Source organism: Natrarchaeobius halalkaliphilus, assembly GCF_003841485.1.
Lineage (GTDB): Archaea > Halobacteriota > Halobacteria > Halobacteriales > Natrialbaceae > Natrarchaeobius > Natrarchaeobius halalkaliphilus.
Map to the genome: position 1 here is coordinate 531,873 of NZ_REFY01000004.1, position 19,977 is coordinate 551,849.

Annotated in this window: 18 protein-coding genes, 1 tRNA gene and 1 rRNA gene; 4 read left to right on the forward strand and 16 right to left on the reverse strand. The window is 63.9% G+C overall.

Annotated elements, in window-relative coordinates:
• Positions 1–170: 170 nt before the first annotated feature.
• Entirely contained in the window at positions 171–695 is a 525-nt protein-coding gene (locus EA462_RS12675; protein WP_124178934.1) for a hypothetical protein, read from the forward strand.
• Positions 696–968: 273 nt separating this feature from the next.
• Here EA462_RS12675 and EA462_RS12680 read toward each other — a convergent pair whose 3' ends face one another.
• The 14 genes from EA462_RS12680 to cobN form a co-directional block, all read right to left on the reverse strand.
• Complete coding sequence (locus tag EA462_RS12680; RefSeq protein WP_394341821.1) at positions 969–2,249, reverse strand: outer membrane protein assembly factor BamB family protein; 1,281 nt, start codon at positions 2,247–2,249, stop codon at positions 969–971.
• Positions 2,246–2,617: a DUF3209 family protein gene (locus EA462_RS12685; protein WP_124178935.1), complete on the reverse strand. Its 372-nt coding sequence runs from the start codon at positions 2,615–2,617 to the stop codon at positions 2,246–2,248. The genes EA462_RS12680 and EA462_RS12685 overlap by 4 nt, the downstream gene beginning before the upstream one ends.
• A gap of 31 nt (positions 2,618–2,648) precedes the next feature.
• Complete coding sequence (locus tag EA462_RS12690) at positions 2,649–3,875, reverse strand: CbiX/SirB N-terminal domain-containing protein (RefSeq protein ID WP_124178936.1); 1,227 nt, start codon at positions 3,873–3,875, stop codon at positions 2,649–2,651.
• A gap of 89 nt (positions 3,876–3,964) precedes the next feature.
• Positions 3,965–4,681 (reverse strand): cobalamin biosynthesis protein, encoded by a 717-nt coding sequence (locus EA462_RS12695; RefSeq protein WP_124178937.1) that lies wholly within the window; start codon positions 4,679–4,681, stop codon positions 3,965–3,967.
• On the reverse strand, positions 4,678–4,944 hold the full coding sequence (locus tag EA462_RS12700) for a ferredoxin (RefSeq protein ID WP_124178938.1): 267 nt from the start codon (positions 4,942–4,944) through the stop codon (positions 4,678–4,680). Before EA462_RS12700 ends, EA462_RS12695 begins: the two co-directional genes overlap by 4 nt.
• A 27-nt stretch (positions 4,945–4,971) precedes the next feature.
• On the reverse strand, positions 4,972–5,859 hold the full coding sequence (gene cobJ / locus EA462_RS12705) for a precorrin-3B C(17)-methyltransferase (RefSeq protein ID WP_124178939.1): 888 nt from the start codon (positions 5,857–5,859) through the stop codon (positions 4,972–4,974).
• 5 nt (positions 5,860–5,864) lie between these two features.
• Positions 5,865–6,761: a precorrin-3B C(17)-methyltransferase gene (locus tag EA462_RS12710; protein WP_124178940.1), complete on the reverse strand. Its 897-nt coding sequence runs from the start codon at positions 6,759–6,761 to the stop codon at positions 5,865–5,867.
• The gene (gene cbiG, locus EA462_RS12715) at positions 6,758–7,744 is read right to left on the reverse strand and encodes a cobalt-precorrin 5A hydrolase (RefSeq protein WP_124178941.1); all 987 of its coding nucleotides are present in this window, start codon (positions 7,742–7,744) and stop codon (positions 6,758–6,760) included. Before cbiG ends, EA462_RS12710 begins: the two co-directional genes overlap by 4 nt.
• A 2-nt stretch (positions 7,745–7,746) precedes the next feature.
• Entirely contained in the window at positions 7,747–8,727 is a 981-nt protein-coding gene (locus EA462_RS12720) for an SAM-dependent methyltransferase (protein ID WP_124178942.1), read from the reverse strand.
• Positions 8,724–9,539, reverse strand: coding sequence for a cobalt-factor II C(20)-methyltransferase (locus tag EA462_RS12725; RefSeq protein ID WP_124178943.1), 816 nt, complete (start codon positions 9,537–9,539; stop codon positions 8,724–8,726). Before EA462_RS12725 ends, EA462_RS12720 begins: the two co-directional genes overlap by 4 nt.
• A complete protein-coding gene (gene cbiT / locus EA462_RS12730) occupies positions 9,536–10,174 on the reverse strand; it encodes a precorrin-6Y C5,15-methyltransferase (decarboxylating) subunit CbiT (protein WP_124178944.1) in 639 nt (212 codons plus the stop codon). The genes EA462_RS12725 and cbiT overlap by 4 nt, the downstream gene beginning before the upstream one ends.
• A 140-nt stretch (positions 10,175–10,314) precedes the next feature.
• The gene (locus EA462_RS12735; RefSeq protein ID WP_124178945.1) at positions 10,315–11,115 is read right to left on the reverse strand and encodes a cobalt-precorrin-7 (C(5))-methyltransferase; all 801 of its coding nucleotides are present in this window, start codon (positions 11,113–11,115) and stop codon (positions 10,315–10,317) included.
• Complete coding sequence (locus EA462_RS12740) at positions 11,112–11,831, reverse strand: precorrin-8X methylmutase (RefSeq protein WP_124178946.1); 720 nt, start codon at positions 11,829–11,831, stop codon at positions 11,112–11,114. The genes EA462_RS12735 and EA462_RS12740 overlap by 4 nt, the downstream gene beginning before the upstream one ends.
• A gap of 59 nt (positions 11,832–11,890) precedes the next feature.
• Positions 11,891–15,781, reverse strand: coding sequence for a cobaltochelatase subunit CobN (gene cobN / locus EA462_RS12745; protein ID WP_124178947.1), 3,891 nt, complete (start codon positions 15,779–15,781; stop codon positions 11,891–11,893).
• A 34-nt stretch (positions 15,782–15,815) separates the two neighbouring features.
• Here cobN and EA462_RS12750 point away from each other — a divergent pair, with 34 nt between their 5' ends.
• The 3 genes from EA462_RS12750 (at position 15,816) to EA462_RS12760 (ending at position 19,504) form a co-directional block, all read left to right on the forward strand.
• Positions 15,816–18,008: a VWA domain-containing protein gene (locus EA462_RS12750; RefSeq protein ID WP_124178948.1), complete on the forward strand. Its 2,193-nt coding sequence runs from the start codon at positions 15,816–15,818 to the stop codon at positions 18,006–18,008.
• A gap of 652 nt (positions 18,009–18,660) precedes the next feature.
• Complete coding sequence (locus EA462_RS12755; protein WP_124178949.1) at positions 18,661–19,263, forward strand: hypothetical protein; 603 nt, start codon at positions 18,661–18,663, stop codon at positions 19,261–19,263.
• Positions 19,241–19,504: a hypothetical protein gene (locus EA462_RS12760; protein WP_124178950.1), complete on the forward strand. Its 264-nt coding sequence runs from the start codon at positions 19,241–19,243 to the stop codon at positions 19,502–19,504. Before EA462_RS12755 ends, EA462_RS12760 begins: the two co-directional genes overlap by 23 nt.
• A gap of 90 nt (positions 19,505–19,594) precedes the next feature.
• Here EA462_RS12760 and EA462_RS12765 read toward each other — a convergent pair.
• A tRNA-Cys gene (locus tag EA462_RS12765) sits at positions 19,595–19,670 on the reverse strand.
• Between the two features lie 204 nt (positions 19,671–19,874).
• Positions 19,875–19,977 (reverse strand): 5S ribosomal RNA (rrf, locus tag EA462_RS12770); the annotation flags it as partial.

The following is a 19,977-nucleotide window of genomic DNA, read 5'->3' on the forward strand; positions in this document are numbered from 1 at the left end:
CGGAATCAGCGTCTGTACTTCACCTTCGATCAGTGTTGTCGCTCGAGGATAGTCCATCGCGTAGTAGTTTCGTTAAATCGGGTAGTTCACTGATAACAAAACGTACATCTGGTGGAGCGATTGGTACTCGCCATCCGGACGGTGACACCGTTCGCGTTGGGGGGATCGCTATGACAGACAAAAATCGAATTTCACGGCGAACGAGCCTCAAAGGTATCGCAGCGAGTAGTGCACTCATCGGCGGCTCCATCCTCGGTGTCAACTCAGCCAGTGCCACAGACAAGAACGACAAAAAGGGATACGACAGCGAAAAGAAGGGTAAAAAAGGCAAAAGAGACCGTCGAAAAGAAAAGAAGAAAGAAAAAGGACGTCGTAAAGATAGAAAGGACGGGAAAGGTAAGAAAGACGGGAAAGAAAAGCGCGGCCACGATATCAGCAACTACGTGGCGTTCAATTTCGAGGGTGCAAAGCCCGCCAAGCACAAAGCCGAGTTCTACCTGCACCACGGGAAGGACAAGGATCTAACGTTCACCTACAAGGTCCGCGAGACCGGCAAAAAGGGGAAGATAACGGTCCGGGATACCCTCGCCACCGCCGAAACCTTCTGGGTCAAGGCACCCGACGGCAAAGCGACGGTCAAACTCTACTACAAGGGGACCCACGTCGGCACTGCCTCGAGTTATCCCGACGACTGATACGGATTGCCGTACCTGTTTGCCGGAGCGACCGCGGGACGGTGCCCGGTCGCTCCGGAAATGACGTACAGCAGTCCGTATGAGACGGCCTCCAGCACCGATTTATCGGCATAATCTTCGGACGGTCGCGGATACACCGGAGCTGAACGACGCGGTCGTGTGGGGGATTGTCGTCGATAGTTCGGTTCGAGTATCCCCGTCCAGAGAACCCGGAAGGGGAGATCAACGGTATTCTCGAGGGAACACGCGAACCAGCCGCGGTTCCGACGGACATTACCGGGTTGGAGTCGGTTCGGGAAGATCGGTCAACGGCGTGAGCTGAAGCGCATAGTCACCGCGGACACACGTTTCATCGTGGTATTCGACGGGTTCTTCTATCGTCGCGATCGTTCTGCCGTCGATGGCCGCCGCCGTCGCGATACCCTCTAGTCGCTGGATGCCGCCGACACCGGTTCCGAGATCGAACCAGCGGACGGCGTGTGTCTCGGGGTCGCGCACTCGGAAGTTCTGGGCGCAGGGGGCGACGATCGTTCCGTCGTCGGCGTCGATACCGTGGGCGAATCCGCGAATCTCGGCGTCCCACAGACGGTCGCCACCGGCGTCGAACGTCATGAGGCGGTGTTCGTTCGGGTGACGGTTTTCGGTCTCTCGGCTCTCCGTCGCATAGGTGTTGCCGGTGACGAACGCCACGCGGCCGTCGCTTGCGTACACGTGGTTCGGATACGCATATAGCGTCTCTCCGTCGAGTTCGGTTTCGACCGCGAGGTCCACGCGCCATTGCTCTGTCCCGCCCGGTCCGAGCAGGTAGCCGCGCTTGTCCCCGTGGCTCGCGGCGGCGATCGAGTCGCCGTCGAAAGAAACGTCACCGACTCGGCGGTCGCCGGGCGTACCTGGATCCCACGCCCACTCGGGATCGCCGGTCGCCGTCTCGAGGACGACCAGGCCGTGATCGTGGCCGCCCGGACAGCGGTTGTAGCCGACTGCCAGTCGTTCGCCGGTGTCATCGAGATCGATCGATATCGACGATCCGTCGGTTTCGTACCGCCATCGGACGGTTCCGTCCGAGTCGAACGCGAAGACGGTGCTGTGCCACTGACGCGTCTCGCCGTCGCGCTCGTACCGGCGAGCCGCCGCGTAACAGCCGACGTCGTCGCCGCCGTCGTCGGTTTCGATCGCGACCACGTACGGCTGGGAAAATATCGTGTCGTCGATCGCCCTGCCGACGTCCTCGACGGTATCGTATTGCCACCGTTTCTCTCCCGTCTCAGCGTCGTAGGCCACGATCGATCCGGTTTCGCCGCGGCCGGCGACGACGACCGTACCCGTGGGCTCGAGCGTCTCGATTCCGACCGCGTGGTCCGGATGGTCGACCGACCACCGGGGCTCGAGGGAGTTCGGATCGAGCGTCGTTACGGTCCCGTCCCACTCCCCCACGGCGATCCGGTCGGCGGTGGCGTGGACGGTCGAACGCGTCCACATGTGACGGCTCCGAGCGCTCTCGATCTCGCCAAGGGAGTACCGTCGAGCGTCGTGTGTGTCCGTGGGCACGGTCACTCCTCTACCGGAAACGTTTCGTGGAGCGTGTCGTGAGCCGTTCCGAGCCCGTCGACGATGCTCTCGCCGTGGGTGACAAGCCGTTGGATCGCTCGCTCGCCGTTGCGAACTTCGAGCAGTCGACCGCGCGTGTAATCGAACTCCGGATCGTCGTCGTTCATCGTCGCGACTTCCTCCTCCAGATCGACCAGCGCCGCATCGAGGTGGCGCTGGATCTCCGAGAGGGTTTCGGCGTTTGCAAGCCCCTCGATCGGCCCCTCGAGGTGGCCCTCGAGTTCTTTCTCCGCGTGTTCGCGAGTGCTCTCGTCCCCGACGCCGAGGACGGTCATCAGTCCGAGTCGTAGCGCTTCGATTTCGTGACAGCTCATGTGTATCGTATTCGTTCAGTGTCGTTCGATGTCACAGCGTCTGATCGACGAGTTCGCTCACGATTCGGCCCCGGTCCAGGTGATCGGTTACGATTCGCTTTGCGTCGGTCGTCCCGACGTCGCCGTACCAGACGCCGTCCGGGTAGACCGCGATCACGGGGCCGTCGCCGCAGCGACCGAGACAGGACGAGCGCGTAATGCGCGCGTCGCAGTGGTCGGAATCGCGAGCCTGCTGACGAAGGCGCTCGAGAACTCTCGGTGACCCCATCTCGGCACAGGTTCGGTTCGTACAGACGGCGACGTGGTTCTTCGGCGCGTCGTGATCGTGCGGTTCGTCGTCGAGATCGGTGCGGTCGGCGTGTGATTCCTGGTGTGTGAGCGCTCGCAGCATGGCCCTTGCACCGCCGACGTCCTCTTCGTAGCCCGCGAGGTCAACCTTGTACTTGCAGGTGTCACAGGACATCTCGACGCTGCCCGTTCGTGCCTCCTGCCACCGATCGGCGAAGACGTCGAGCAATCGGGAGTCGGTACCGAGCGCCTCGCCGGCCAGAGCGTCGACGTAGGGGTAGTCGTCGTCGAACTCCGCGGTCCAGTCGCGAACGCGCCGTGTCAACACGCCATCCCCGAGCATGTACGGCAGGACGACGATCGCGTCCGGTCGGTGCTTCGACAGCCCGTGGAGCGTCTCCTCGAGCGTCGGCTCCGTGACCCCGATGAAAGAGGCTTCCACCCGGTCGAACTCGCGTCCCTCGTACAGCAGCCGCGAGAGTTTGTGAACGTCGCCGTTCGCGTCCGGATCGCTCGAGCCGCGGCTGCAGACGACGACGGCGACGTCGTCTCGATCGCGACGGACTCCCAGCTCTCGCTCGACGGCTCCGGCCCGATCGTCGAGCAGGTCGATGATCGCCGGGTGAATACCCAGGTGCGAGCCGTTGTTGATCGCCAGATCGTGAGTCGCACGAGCCTGCTCGATCGCCAGCGGAACGTCGTTTTTGACGTGGCTCGCGGCGAACAGAGAACAGTGGACGACGGTGAGTTCACTCGTGACCATCGCCAGTTCGGAGACGGCCTCGTCGATCGCCGGCTCCGCGAGTTCGAGAAAGGCGGCGTCGACCGGGATCTCCAGTCGCGTCTCGAGGTCGGCCGCCAGTTTCCGCACCTGTTCGTTCGACTTCGCTCGACGGGAGCCGTGGCCGATCAGGAGGATCGCCTCGTCGTCGAAGGCGGTCGTGGGCGACGTGTCGTGGGATGTGGTCATCGTGTGCTCAGTGTCGATCGTGGCTGTTGACGTGATTCGTGATCGGGTGGCGGTTCGTCGGATCGCATCGATCGGCTCGGTTCCGATCGCTACGTCTCGTCGTAAGCGTCGGCCTGAGAGAGACTCCGCTCGAGCTTTCGACGGCGGCTCGGAGCGAACAGGCCGGTCTCCTCGCAGTCCTCATAGAGCCAGCGTCCGAACGCCGGCGCACGACTGTCGTCGACGCCGAACCAGTAGCCGCCCGACGCGGTCTCCGAGAGGTCTCCGGTCGGAGCGGCTACCGGACACTCGACGATCAGTGCTCGCCCGAACTCGAGCAGGGCGGGATCGTCGTGGACGAACGAGACGCCGACCGTCCCACTCGAGGACTTGAAACAGATCGTTCCGCAGCCCTCGAACAGCCCCCGGAGGAGCTCCCGATCGTGACCGGCGAAGGCGTCGAACCGGTAGTTGCCTCGACCGTCGACTGGTAGCCCGAGCACGCTGTTTCGGCCGAGGAGGCCGGCGGAATCGCCGGGAGTGATCGAGAGCGTGTACTCGTCTTCGGACCGAGTGATCGATCGATCGTGGGCGTACTCTCGACGCGTCCCGTCGCGTTCGACGTCGCCGCCGGCGACCGCGGCGAGCACCCGTGCCGACGCCTCGTCGGTGGTGACGACCGCGAGGCGATCGGCCGCAACGTCGCCGCTGCCGGCGACGTGGCCCCAGAAGTACGCCGTCGCGGGGTGACCCGCGAGCGGGTCCGCCGGCACCTGGATCCTCGACGGTTGGCCACCCTCCGTAGCCGTCGCTTGCTCGCCGCTCATTCGTCCACCTCGTCGACGACGATCGCGTCGGTCGGACAGGCCGTCGCGGCCCGTCTGGCCTCGTCGATTCGATCGTCGTCGAACGTCGCGACGACGCGCTCTGCGGTCTCCGTGAGTTCACCCTCACAGTCGTAGACGGGATCCGCTCCCGGATCGATCGTCGCCAGGCCGTCCTCGTCCTCGACGAATCGCGGATCGCGGGTCAGGCAGGCGAACACTCCGTCACAGGCGTCCTTCTCGATGGTAACTTCGTATCGTGGCATTGTTTGACTCCTGATTCGAACGGCCGGTCAGTAGTCGTATTTCGTCTCGTACCCACGCGGCGTGACCATCCGATCGTCCCAAACGTAGGTGTCCTCGTTGCCGACGACGATCGTCGTCGTCATATCGATGATCTCGCTCTCGCCCAGTTCCTCGAGTTCACCGAGTTCGGTGATCATCACCTGCTCGTCCTCGCGACCCGCGCCGTGGACGATGCCGATCGGTGTGTCTTCCTCGCGGTGGGTCAACAGGATCTCACAGCACTTCTCGAAGTTCTCCCTGCGCTTGCGGCTCCAGGGATTGTAGACCGTGATCGTAAACGACTCACTCGCGACGGCGTGGAGTCTTGACTCGATCTCCGGCATCGGAACGAGGTGATCCGAAAGCGAGATCGAAACCGTGTCGTTCACGAGGGGGGCACCCAGGCGAGCCCCGCACGACTGTGCCGCCGGTACGCCGGGGACGACCTCGAAGTCGACCATCGACGCCGTCGCGCCTTTCGACTCTATGATCTCGAGGGCCAGGCCGGCGAGCGCGTAGACGTTTGGATCGCCGCTCCCGACGATCACCACGTCGTTGCCAGCGAGCGTGCGGTCGATCGCTTCTTCGGTCCGCGAGACCTCGCCGCACATCGGCGTATCGTACAGCTCATCGGCCTCCTCGGTGATCTCGGTCGGGATGAGATCGATGTAGGTCGTATAGCCGACGATGTGTTCCGCCTCGAGCAGGGCGGTCCGTGCACGTTCGGTCATTCCCTCCGGGTGGCCGGGACCGAGTCCGACCGCGGTCAGCTGACCGGGTTCGGCGTCGAACTCCTCGATCGTCGCGCCGACGGTCTCTCGGGTCGACCCGGATGCGCTCGATGCGCCGCAGTTCGATGTCGATTCGTCGTCGGCGTCCGCGTTGGTGTCAGTCATTGGTTTCAGAAGTCGTCGACGTCACGCCCGCCTCGAGGGGTGACGAGGTACGTTCGATCGTCGTTGCTCCAGGTCTCTGTCTCGTGGTTTCCGACGATCAGCGAGGTCCCCATTCCGGACACCTTGTCGTCGTGTTCGCCGGCCTCACCGAGGGTCGTGATGAACTGGCTCTCGCCGTTTCGACCGGCGGCCTCGCGGCCGGCGTCGTTGACGATCGCCACGAACGCGTCGTCGGTCCGCTCCTCGCGGACGATGTCGACCGCCCGCTCGTAGTTTCGCCAGCAGTTGTAGAGGACGATCACGAACCCCGAGATCGCCGCTGCGCGCAACTTCTCTTCGATTTCGTCCCAGCCGCGCCACTTGTCCGAGAGCGAGATCGTACAGAAGTCGTTACACAGCGGCGCACCGACGTTTGCCGAGCCCCCAAGCGCTGCGGTGAGGCCGGGAACGATTTCGATCGGCACGTCCGTCGCGTTCTCCTCGGCGGCCATCTTGAATATCAGGTCGGACTTGCCGTAGACCGACGGATCGCCGCCGGACACGTGGGCAACGTCTTTCCCCTCCCGAACGTGGTCGAAGGCCGCTCGGGCGAGTTCGATCTGTCGGCCCATCGTCGAGCGAACGATCTCCTGTTCGACGCCGTCGTCGCGGACGGCGATACCGTCCTCGCCCGTCTCCGCTTTCGGTGCCAGTGTGCCGTCCGCTCGGAGGAATTTCTGGTACAGACTCGAGGCGATGACGACCTCGGCGGACTCGATGACCTCCTTTGCTCGCCTCGTCATGTGGGTCGGCAGGCCAGGCCCGATGCCGACGACGGAGAGCGTCCCGTGGTCATCAGGAGTTCCGCCCGGTGTCGCGTCCGTGCTCGCGTTCTCACCGGCCGGGTCCGCGTCGGAACTCATCGACCGATCGCCACCGTAACCTCGTTTTCGTAGCCGATCTTCTCGAGGACGAGTTCCCGCTCGGCGCTGCCGGCGATCGCCGAGGCTTCCGAGACGCCGGGCCAACCGATCAGTTCCTTCGACTTCGACGGCGTTGGCCCCTCGTGTTCGAGGAGGGTCTCCCTGTCGAAGACGACCAGGCCGAGATCGAGTTCCTCGACGGCCGCCAGCAGGCCCTCTTCGTCTTCTTTCCGGGTCGCGGTGGCGACGAACTCGACGGCGCCGACATCGTACTCGGTCCGATCGAGGGCCGTTTCCCACGCGGCGATGAAGGACTCCGTGCTCGCGCCGGAGACGCTCCCGGTACCGATGACGCATCCGTCGTCGCTGTTGCGCTTGAGGACGGTGACGTCGTTACCCACGAGTACCGCACGAGGACCGTCCAGTCGGGCGACGGGGCCGAGGGTATCGTCCAGTACGGCGAGGTTCGTCTTCACGGTCGAGTCGCCGTTGACAACGTGGGCGTCCATCGCCTTTGCGCGCGATTCGACGCCCTGTTTTCCCGCGGCTTCGCTCGCGGTGGTCATCGCCGGTACGGCACCCATCGTTGCCAGGTCCCGTGCGACCTGGTTCGCACCGTGGTGACCGCCGGTGATCGGAATCGCCCAGGTCAGTTCCTCGTCGACGACGCAGATGGCGGGGTCCTCCCACTTGTCCTCTAACAGGTGAGCGGTCTTTCGCATCGCGATCCCGCTCGCCATCAGGCCGATGAAGCAGTCGTACTCGCCCCAGTGCTCTTCGAAAACGTCGCCGTGGTACTCGATGATGTCGATCGTCTCGTAGCGGTCGTCGAGCTCCGCCGTGATCTCCTCGGCGGTCCCTCTCTTTCGCTCGAACGCGATGATTGCGATCTCCGTTGCGACTTCGCCGTCGCTGTCGGCCGTCGAACAGTGACCGCCGTCCGCGTCCGACCTCGAATCGTCGTTTGCGTCGTCCGTACTCATGATCAGTCTCCGTCAGCTTGCGTTTCCGCGTCGTTCGCCTCGCTCGAGTCGCCCCGGTTCGCCCAGTCGCCGTACAGGTACGACCGTTCGTACCCCCTGGCGGTCACGGCATCGCCGATAACGACCACGGCTGACGCCCGGTATCCCGCCTCCTCGACTTGCGCCCCGATCGTGTCGATCGTGCCGACTATCACGTCCTCGTCCGGCCAGGAAGCGTGGTAGATCACCGCGACGGGCGTCTCGGGATCGTGGCCGTCGTCGAGCAACCTGTCCATCGTCTCGCTGACCGCGTGTGTTCCGAGGTAGAGACAGGTCGTCACATCGCCCATCCCGACGAAGTCGGAGACGTGATCGTCCGCCTCGGTCAGCGTCTTTCCCTGCGGTCGGGTGAACGCGACGTGGTTCGAGACCTCGTTGAGCGTCAGTTGCGTTCGCAACGTAGCGCTGGCCGCGAACGCCGACGTGACGCCCGGGACGAAGTACGTCGGCACACCCTCGTGTTCGAGGGCGTCCATCTGCTCGAGTGCGGCCCCGTAGATGGCGGGATCGCCGCTGTGCAGGCGCACGACCGCCCGACCGTCCTCGTAGGCGTCCCGCATCAGCGGGACCAACGTCTCGAGATCCTTGCCGACCGAATTCACGAGTTCCGCGTGATCGCAGTACTCCTCTAACAGTTCGCTGTTGACGAGCGAGCCAGCGTGGACCACGAGGTCGGCGTCCTCGAGCAGTTTCGAACCCGTAACCGTCAGCAGGCCCGGATCGCCCGGTCCGGCACCGACGAACGGAATCCCCTCCTGGTCGTCGCCGGCGTTGTGTTCGAAGATTCGAGCGTCGAGCGTCTCGCCACGGCGGCTTCCCTGGGCGTCGATCGCCTCCTGCGGGTGGCCGCCGTCGGAACGCAACGCCGTCGCGGACCGCGACCCGACGGAGTCCTCTCTCTCGTCCGTCCCGGTTGTCGGCTCGTTCGCGTTGGACTCTCTCATCGATGCCCCCCGCAATCACCGTGTTCACATCCCTCCGCACGCTCGAGTTCGACCGCCGTTCCGCCGTCAGCGGCCGACGTGTCGCTCGGTGCACTGTCCTCGCTCGTCGACTCGGGGGAGTCGCCCGTCTCCCGTCCGAAGACGGCCGTCGCCTGCTCTGCGAGATCGTTCCTCTCGGCGTACGCCAGCGTGTAGTAGTCGCGTTCGTCGATCGCATCCGGATCGTCAGTAACGACCGTCTCGCCCTGTTCCATGAACAGTCGCCTGCCGTAGGTCACGTCGTAGCCGGCCTCGACGAGTCCCTCGTGGGTCGCGGGCGCGTCGGTGACCTTGAACAGGATCATCCGATCCGGACCCGCGGGGCTTACACCGTTTGCCGCCTCTCGCAACGAGAGTCCCGCGCCGGCTTCGATCTCGACGTCCAGTGCGGTCGCAAACGCCGTCACCGCGCTGACGCCCGGAACGATCTCGAGATCGACATCCGGGTGAAAGGCGGTGACGGTCCGGCGCAGGTGACCGAAGGTCGAGTAGACGTTGGGATCACCGAGCGTCACGAAGGCGACGTCGCCGTCGAGCGCGTTCGGTGCGATCGCCGCTGCCGCCTCTTTCCAGGCCGAACGAAGCTTCTCCTCGTCTTTCGTCATCGGGAAGTCCAGATTCCCGATTTTCGATTCGTCGACGTGTTCGATCGCGACGGTTCGCGAGAGGCGGCCGGGCGAGTAGACCGTATCCGCGTTCCGAAGCACCTCCTTCCCGCGAACGGTGACGAGATCGGCCTCGCCGGGACCGAGTCCGACGCCGTACAGCGTCATCGGCGTTTCCCTCCCGCCGTCGTTCCGTCGGTGACCTGACCGCCGTCAGCGACGGCTGTTTCACCGCCGTTCTCGCTCCCGTCCTCCGGCGTTGCACTGCCGACCAGCGTGTAGACCGGATTGTCCGAGTCGAAACTCGTCGCCCCAGCCAGTTCGTAGCCGTGACTCACCTGGAACTGGACGACCTCTTCGAGTACGTTCCGGTCCCGAAAGGCCTCGAGCGCCCTCCCGGCGGTCTCGAGCCGGGAGACGTTCATCACCACGCGGTCGATCTCGGTCTCGACGGCGTGGTCGAGTACGGCCTCGAAGTTCCGGCTCCCGCCCAGAAAAAGCGCGTCGGCGTCGTCCGGCAGCCCCTCGGGCGCTTCCGCGTTACGGAGTTCGACGTCGGCACGTATCGACTCCTCGTTCGCCGCGAGGTTCCGTTCGGTCGTCTCGAGGCGTCCGGGCTTGCGCTCGAGAGCGGTCACCCGCCCCGCTTGCTGTGCGGCTTCGATCGTTACGGCTCCCGTACAGGAACCGACCTCCGCGAAGTGATCTTCGTCCGTGAGCGCGAGCTTCGATCGGACGACGGCGCGGACCTCCGGCTTCGTCGGTCCGGCCTTCGCATCGTGTGGAAGCGCGATGGGTGCCATCAGACACGAGAACGGCGCCCTGCCCTAAAACAATTTTGTTTGGTGTAGAACAAGTAGTATTGCTCAATTCGACATTCCGTAGGACAACTACACTTGTTTAGGCGCTCGTGAACGGAGCGAGTCGCTCCCGAAATCGGAAACTACACCGGCTGTCGAACGGCGAGTACGACCAGATCCGAAAACGGCGTGTCCTCGCTGCCATCACCACCGGCGTGTTCGGACAGTTCCGCCAGGCTGTAGCGGTGGATCGCCTCGTCGGCGTGGGTCAGCTTCTCGAGGACGAGGGCCTCGAGGGTGGGATCCGCCCCGCGATCGAGCAAGAACGCCGCGATGTCGCCGGGCATCCGATCGTACGGCCGTGGTAACACGAGCAGGTTCCGATCGTCGACCGCAGCGACGAGTCGATCCATGTCGGCATCGAGATCGCCGCTTTTGTGCAGCGTAACGAACTCGGTCTCTTCCATCGGCGTTCGGGCGCGACTCGCGGCCACCTGCAGCGAGGAGATGCCGGGAATCACGCGGATCGGCTTCGGGTCCGTCCCCCGTCGATCGGCCTCGCGCTCGACGGCAGCCTGGATCTTTCCGACGAACTGGTAGCCGGAGTGGTTGGGATCGCCCATCGCGACCGCGGTTCCGCGTTCGCCGGCGGCGACACGCTCTCCGAACGCTGCGAGCGCCTCGGCCTCGTCCCTGTAGCCACAGGTCAACAGATCGGCGTCCGTCACGTCCTCGACGAGCTCCACGACGGTCTCGAAGCCGACGACGACGTCAGCCTCGCTGATCGCTCGCTCACCGCGTGGCGTTCGATACGCTGGGTGTCCGGGACCGACGCCGACTACGTACACGGGATCGGCCGCCGTTTCGTCGACGGTCGGCTCCGGGGCGGCCGCCGCGAACGTCGCCGGATCCGGCCCGCTGTCGAGATCGTAGTCGTCGGTCATTCGTCCACCTCCTCGAGCTCGAGTTCGCCGGTTCGGACGTCGCTGGCGACGTGGATCAGTTCGTTCGTCAGCGCGGCGGCGAGCCCGCTCCCGCCGCGACGACCGACGTTGGTGATCGCCGGCACGTCGTACGCCTCGCTGACGTCGCGGATTCGCTCGCGGCTCTCTTCGGCCTTGACGAAACCGACGGGAGTCGCGACGACGACCTCGGGACGAGTCCCGTTCTCGATACAGTCCGCGAGGGCGAAGGCCGCCGTCGGCGCGTTGCCGATCGTTGCGATCGCCCCGTCGTAGACGCCCCGCTTGTCGAGTTCGAGAACCGACGCCGCGGTCCGGGTCATCCCCGTCTCCTCTGCGAGCTCGCTTCCGTTACCGATCGCCGTACGCTTTCGACAGCCGTGGCCACGACTCGTGATCCCGGCCTTCGACATCGTGATATCCGTGACGATGGGTGCCTCCGCGAGGACGGCCCGCGCGCCGGCGCGGACCGGCGCATCGTCGTCGTCTCCCTGCCGGTCGCACCCGGTGAACGAGATCAGATGCTGGAACTCGATGTCGCCCATCGAGTGGACCGACTTCTGTCGGATTCGGTCGGCCAGCGTCTCATCGGGGACGAACTGCCGGACGATATCCATGCTCGTCTGGGCGATGTCCATGGCGCTTCGAGTCGTTGCTCCGAGGTCCGCGTACTCTCGTTCGTATTTCCTGTCACTCATGGTATCTCACGCTCTTTCGGTCGCGTGTCTCGACCATCGACCGCACTCCGTTCGATCCGTCAGTCATCGGTCGTCACCTCGAGGGCGTCGTCGGTCGTCCGCGCCTCGAGATCGCCGTCGATCTGGAGGTTGAGATCGCGCAGTCGATCGACTGTTTCGTCGTCGGCGTTCCAGAGCCCGCGCTCGATCGCCTCGAGCAGCGTATCCGTGATCGACTCGAGCGCCCACGGGTTCACGTCGCGCATCCACTCCTGGCGGTCCTCGTCGAAGGCGAACTTCTCAGCGACGTCCGCCCAGAGCGTATCGGAAATGACCCCGGTCGTCGCGTCCCAGCCGAGGGCCACGTCGACGGTCGTCGAGAGATCGCCCGCCCCTTTGTAACCGTGTTCTTCCATCGACGCCAGCCAGTCGGGATTCAGAACGCGCGCTCGCATCGCCTTCCGAACTTTCTCCTCGTTCGTATAGATGTCGACGTTCTCCGGATCGGCAGTGTCACCGACGTAGGAGGCTGGTTCCTGGCCCGAAATCTCGCTCACGGCGGAGATGAAACCGCCGTGGAACGCATACCAGTCCGAAGAGTCGAATTCGTCCTGTTCCATCGTCTCCTCTATCTTGACCGTCGCGTCCACGCTCGAGAGACGGCGTTCGAAGACGTCGTGAGCGCTCGAGACGTTCCCTCTCGACCCCATCGCGTAGCCGCCCCACTGGACGTAAACGGCCGCGAGATCCGACCGATCGTCCCAGTTGCTCTCGTCGACGGCCTTGTTCGTTCCGGCACCGTATCCGCCGGGTTTCGTCGTAAAAACGCGGTGTTTCGCCTCCGTTCGCGCCTCGTTGGCCTCGATCCCCTCCTCGTCTTCCAGTGCGGCCCGATCCTGCTCGACGTGTTTCTTGACGTAGTTCATCTCGTGGGGTTCCTCACGATCGACGACGGCATCCACGGCGTCGTGGATGACGCCCGCCGCCGCGGGGAACGCGTCTCGGAACAGTCCCGAAACGCGGGTCGTCACGTCGATTCGCGGTCGATCGAGTTCCTCGAGCGGGATCGGCTCGACGTCGTCGATCCGCCCGGCGTCCGTCCACCGCGGTTCGACGCCCATCATCGCGAGCACCTGAGCGATCGTCTCGCCGCGGGTTCGGACGGTCGGCGTCCCCCAGGCGACGACGCCGATCTCCTCGGGATACTCCCCGTGTTCTGCGCGATGTCGCTCGAGGACGCCCTCCGCGACCTCGCGCCCAACTCGCCAGGCGGTTCTCGCCGGCACCTTGCGCGGATCGAGCGTATAGAAGTTTCGTCCGGTCGGCAGCAAGTCGACGCCGCCACGAGTCGGTGCACCGGAGCCGCCCGGTGGAACGTACCCCCCCGAGAGCGCGTTTGCGGTTCGAGGGATCTCGTCTTCGGCACCCTGGACGCGCGGCTGGGCCTCCTCGCAGATGTAGGCGAGCACCTCCCGGAGGTCGTCGTGTGCGCCGGATTTCGCTCGTCCGTCACCGATCGTCTCGAGGTCGACGACGAGCAGGTTCATGTTGAGTTCGTCGTCCGCACCCGTCTCTCGCTCGGATTCGGGGACGTCGAAGTCGTGTTCAGCGAGCGTGCCGACCAGTTCGACGCTGGTCTCGTAGACCTCGTCGGCAGCCTCGGAGAAGGTCATCCCGAGAGTCTCGTCGTACTCGCCGGGCGACTCGAGCATCGTCCGGTAGTCGACGCCGAGTACGCCGGCCACGCTCTCGCGCAGACTCGGAGCGCCGGGGTTCTCGAGACGCGTGAGCGCGACCAGATACGAGACCAACCGCTCCCCCGCCGGCGGTTCGGACATCGTGTGAAGACCCAGCCGGATCTGGGTCGTCTTGACGTCCGTGAGGTACTCGTGGATGCGCTCGACGAGTTCGTCGATTTCGAGGTCATCACCGGTCACGTCCCCCTGAGACAGCGTCGAACCGGCTTCATCAGGGCCGCGAACCGCTGCCTTCTCGTCGATCGTCCCGGTGATTCCCAACTCGACTGCGAGATCGAGTTCCTCGACCTTCTCGCGGAGAAGCGTCTCGACGTGTTCGCCGTCGTCGGCACGAGCGTCTTTCATCCCGGCCTCGCGGTACTGGTTCGCCAGTTCCTCGAGTTCCGAGAGTTCGTCGTACGTCCCCGCGGCCCGCATGACCGGCGTGAGGTAGTCGACGACTGCCGCGTACGACCGGCGCTTGGCCTGGGTTCCCTCACCGGGATTGTTCACGATATAGGGGTAGACGTTCGGAACGTCGTCGATCAGTTGATCGGGAGCGCTCTCGCCGTCCAGTCCGACGGTCTTGCCGGGCAACCACTCGAGGCTGCCGTGGGTTCCGAGGTGGACGATGGCGTCGGCTTCGAACGCGTTTCGCAGCCAGCCGTAGAACGCGTAGTAGTCGTGGGGTGGCTGGAGATCCGAGTCGTGATAGATCTTCGATGGATCCATCCCGAACCCGCGCGGAGGCTGGACGGTGACCAGCACGTTCTCGAACTCGACGCCGGGAATCGCGAACGAACGATCCGGAACCTCACCCCACTCGTCGACGACGTTCGATTGAAACCGTTCGTCGGCGTCCACAAACCACTCTTCGTACGTCTCCGAAGAGACCACGTCGACGGACAGGTCGCGGACGTCTTCCGGGGCGACCCACCGATCGTCGAGAGTGAGTTGGGCGGTCAGTTTCTCTACGAGCGCCCGTCCGTCTTCGGCTATCTCGCTCCCGAGGTCGTATCCTCGCTCGTCGAGTTCCTCGAGCAGGTTGACCGTGCTCTCGGGGCTATCCAGCCCGAACGCGGTCCCGATCCCGTCGTCACTCGGCGGGTAATTGTGCAACACGACCGCGACGTGCTTGTCTTTATTCGGCGTGTATCGCAGCTTCGCCCAGTTGACCGCGAGCCGTGTCGCGTGATCGACCCGGTCTTCGATCGGGAAGTGGTGTTTCGGTGCGCTGCCGATTCCCGCCTCGTCGGCGGTGCGTTCTTTCCCCGAAATCGGATGGGTGATGACGTTTCCGTCGAACTCCGGAAGCGCGACCGAGAGGGCCAGTTCGAAACCCATCACGCCCGTGTCGCTGGACTCGTAGCGCGAGCGCGAGCGCATCGTCGTCACCGTCTGAAGCACCGGCACACCGAGTCGATCGAGGAAGACGTCCTCGGCGGAGGTCCCTTCGTCGCCTGCGCTGCGACCCCGCTCGTCCATCGAGAGTGAGAACATGAACGAAGAGAGGACGGTGTCGACGATCGAGCGCCCGTCGTCGTCGGTCAGCCACGTATCGGTTACCCACTCGGCGTCTTCCCGTTCGTCGGCGTCGGTCGCCGGATTACAGAAGATCGCCAGAGCGTCGGTACCGCTTTCCTCGAGGGAACGTATCTGTGCGTCGACGTATCGCGTGTTCTCGTGCGTCCAGTGAGATTCGTAAAACCAGATCGCGATCGTCGGCTTCTCGGGGTCGTGAGTGGCGAGGAGATCCTCGTACTCGATTCCGGGACGATCCGGATGGTACACCCCCTCCGTCGGCAATGCTATCGGCTCGTCGTACTCGATATCGCGGCCCTCGTACTCGGCTGCGAGGAATCGACACAGGTTTTCGACGTTGATCGTTCCGCCCCCCTCCAGGTAATCGTAGGCAGCCTCGCGATGGGACGCAGAGACCGTCGTATCCTCGAACGCGAAGGCGTCACCAGTGGCCTTGACGATCAGGGGAACGCCAGCCTCCTCGAGCGAACCCGTCGCGTAGTCGTAGCCCGGCATGCTGTCTTCGGCCCCGTGAAGCCAGAAGATCGCCGCCGCGGCGTCGTGTAACTCTTCGACGAACTCAGAGAGCGCGGCCTCGTCCTCGAGATCGCTCTCCGATCGCACGATCAGTTCGACGCCCTCGAGGCGCTCGGCCGCCCGCCCGATCGAGCCGAGTTCGTTCTCCGTCGCGGTGTAGAAACCGATCCGTGTCATCGTGTTTTTAAATCTCTGTTGTATTAGAGCAAGTATGTTTGCAGACGCTGGAGGCAAAAAGCTGTCGTCGATCCCGTTTCCGGCGATCGTCGGACAGGCGGATCTCAAGCGCGTGTTGCTCGTCGTTGCGGCGAACGACGCACTCGACGGTGCGCTGATCGTCGGTGAGAAGGGAACCGCAAAATCGACCGCCGTGCGGGCGCTCGTCGATCTCCTCCCGGAACAGCGGGTCGTCGCCGACTGTCGATTCGGCTGCTCGCCCGACGATCCGACCCTGCAGTGTACCGACTGCCGGGAGCGCAACGCCGAGGAGTTTCCGATCGAGACGCGGCCGGTCCCTCTCGTGACGCTTCCGCTGGGAGCGACCCGCGATCGAGTCCTCGGGACCCTCTCGATCGAGGACGCGCTGGCTGGCGAGGCGGATTTCGATCCTGGACTGTTGGCTCGCGCGAACCGCGGGATCCTCTACGTCGACGAGGTCAACCTGCTCGAGGACCACCTCGTCGACGTCATCCTCGACGCAGCGGCAAGCGGCGTCAACACCGTCGAACGCGACGGGGTCAGCGTTTCCCACCCCGCAAACGTTACGCTGATCGGGACGATGAATCCCGAGGAGGGCGACCTCCGCCCCCAGCTTCGGGATCGGTTCGCACTCCGTGCGAGCGTCGAGGGCTGTCGAGACGTCGACGACCGCATCGAGATCATCGATCGAGCCCTCGAGCGACACAACGACCGAGACCCGACCACAGCCTACGTCGACGACGTCGAACGCCTCCGAGAGACCGTAGCCGATGCGACCGACCGACTATCCCGCGTCGTCCTCCCCACCGAGTTCAAAGCGGAGATCGCTGAACTGTGCCTCGAAGCCGACGTCGACGGCCACCGCGGCGACGTCGCGACGGCACGAACCGCCGTGACCCTGTCCGCCCTCGAGGGCCGAACGACGGTCATCCAATCCGACGTCCGCAAGGCGGCCACCTACGCGCTTCCCCACCGCCTCCGGAGCGCGCCGTTCGAAGACGAACCGGATCTCGACGAACTGCTCGAGGATCGGTTCGACAGGGATTCGTCCGACGAGAGCGACGGTAACGGCGGCTCCGACGAGTCGAGCGCGGACGGACTCGAGAGCGAACGACAAGCCGAACCCGGAGACGGGGACGAGCACGGTGGTAACGGCGACGAGTGCTGCGATCCGAACGAGCCGGACGAACGCAGCGGCAGCCGCGACGGGGAATCGAAGCCTCCCGACGAGACCGACTCCGAACCGGAATTCGGAACATCCGCGAGCGGACGCCAGCCGAACGCGGACGAGACGTCGGCTTCGGTCGACACGACAGACCCCGAGACGTCCGACGGCGAACACGACGACGCGAGCTGCCGAGAGGGACCGTCGGACGAAGCCGGTGAGGACAACACCGCCCGACCGCTCGTTCCCGGCCATCGACGGGTCGAACCCGGTGATTCGAACGCGCCGGAACTCGATATCCCGGACGCCGACGGCGACCGTGCGGGCGGGTCACGAGCGAGTGCGGCGCCAAGCGCCGACAACCGGGGGGCTCGCGTCAGAAGCGAGCCCGCGTCCGGTGCACGGTCGATCGACGCCGCAGCGTCGGTTCGCTCCGCCGCGGCTCACGGGAGAACGAGCGTCGAGAAAGCAGACCTTCGCCAGTCCGTCCGCGCCGGCGAAACGCGAGTGACGATCGTCTTCGCGGTCGACGCGAGCGCGTCGATGCGGCCCGCGATGAGAGAGGCGAAGAGCGTCGTTCTCGAACTTCTGCGCGACAGCTACCAGCACCGCGACGAAGTCGCATTCGTTGCCTTCGCGGGCGACGGGGCCGACGTCTTGCTTCCGCCGACGGACAGCGTCTCCCTCGCCGCACGCCACCTCAAGGACCTCCCGTCCGGCGACCGGACACCGCTTCCCGCCGGCCTCGAGACGACTCGATCGGTCATCGAACGTGCAGAACCCGACGCAGCCGTCGTCGTCCTCGTTACCGACGGTCGGGCGAACGTATCCAGCGGCAGTCCCACCGACGCAACGCGAGATGCTGCTCGTCGGCTCGCACAAACCGATTCGGACGTGCTCGTCGTCGACGCCGGCACCGAGAGCCGTTCTGGCCTCTCGGCTCTCGTGGCTCGCGAAACCGGTGGCACGCGCGTACCTCTGTCATCACTTTCGGTCGAAACGGTCCGTTCCACGACCGACGCTGCTGCAGTCGATCGATAGCACACGGTCGCCCCATCCGCCCCATCACGATCCGTATCGACGCTCACGACCGAATTCGGACTCGTCCTCGAGGACCAACAACGGAGCGAGTGATACGTTTAACGACGATTCGGAGTGGAACGGTCTTCTTGGGCGTTCCCGAAATCAGGTCGTTCGAGGTAGTACCCGTTGATCTATCAGTATTGATAGACGCAGCAGTCGAAAGATGAGAAGATCCTAGACGTAGTCGTCTCGAGTTTTAGGGTAACGTCTGAGAACCAAGGGCCCGAGTTAAGCCAGCTTTTTATATAGTACAAGAGTTGAGAAGAGGTTAATTTCGGCGGGTAGGCCCATCACAAGCCCTGATACGGGTCAACCCAAGAGTGCGATATTACTGGTACGGGGACGGCGGTTGACGGTGGTGACCAACACGACGAGGGAACAAAACGACCTCAGGTCCATAGTACTCCTCGACAGATGAACATCGACGAAAAGACCATCCGAAATCTGTGTACTGATCCCGTATTCGAGCGGGACAAAAGACCATCGACTTCCAACGAGTCCACTTCTCCATGTCGCTACGCTCGTTCAGCCGTGGTCTCGCCGTACATCGAAATCCCTTCGGTTTGCTCAGCCCGACAATTTATGCGCGCCCACCGGCAAACGATCCTCTATGGGCGGTATCGAGCTACGGAACGGCACACTCGTCGTCGAACGTGAACCGAATCAGCTCGACGAGCTGGCAATTGGGTTCTCCGAAACTCTCGGTCAGTTCGACATTAAGCATGTCTACATCGCGGGATACGTTTCCATACTCGCTGGTCGGGCGCGCTCTACCGAAGACGTCGATGTCCTCATCGAACAGATCGGCGAGGGGACTGCAGACGAACTCGCAGAGACACTCGACGAGAAAGGGTTTTGGGGCCCGGCGATGCCGCTTTCTTCGATGTACGAGATGCTCGACAACGGTGACAACATCTGGGTCGCTCCAGAGGACCAGGTTACGCCGCATCTCGAAGTCAAGTTCGCGCGCGACGAGTTCGACCGCGCATCCCTCGAAAACGCAATCACGGCCCGAATCGGCGGCGAAGCGATCTCCATTGGTCCGTTGGAGCTCCAGATCGCCTACAAACTCCACCTCAGAGCACAGAAGGACATCGAGGATGCGGTCCACCTGTATACCCTTTTCGAGGAAAGTCTTAGTGTGTTCCGCCTCGAAGAGTGGGTAACGCGACTCGACGTCGAAGCCGAATATGAGCGACTCAAACGCGCGTGAACACCTCGACACGAAGCACGAACGCAACCGTGAGCAGCGCATCGAGGGCATCAAACGCTGGGTCGAGTACATCGAGTCAGAGCCACCAGATACGTGGGGGCCACAGCAGAACGCGGTCGTCAACGACCAGCTTGACGCAGCCCAGAGCGTCCAGACTTCGGCTTCTCACCAGCAGCACGTGAAAGACGTAGCGGCGGAGATTCTCGAAGTGAGCGACGAGTCCGACACTGACTCGACGTAGACAGGTTCCTCTCAAGAACCATACATAGCGTGCCGAAACAAGAAGCGTTGCCAAGACGTAGTCTTCTTGGGCTTTAGGGTATCGTGTGAGAGCCAAGGGCCGGATTTGAACCGGCGGTGGGCGGCTCTGCAGGCCGCTGCGTTCGGCCGGACTCTGCCACCTTGGCGCACCCGTTGGTAGACGAGTTGCGCGCATAACCGTTACGGTCCCCGGCGCACACCACGAGCAGCGCCCGTACGAACAGACTGCCGTCTCGAGTTCACACCGCGAGTACCGAGAGCGACCGACGTAGTCACTACTCGGGTATGGGGATGAGTTCCCCGGAGAGCGCCCGCGCTCTCCGGAGGAGTGTAATGAAATGAAGTATGAGTGGTGGCGGCGAATCCACGTTCCCAGAGGGTCTCCCACTCCAGTAGTTGCGAATACGCAGGCGGGCTTATCTTCCGTGTTCGGGATGGGTACGGGAGGAACCC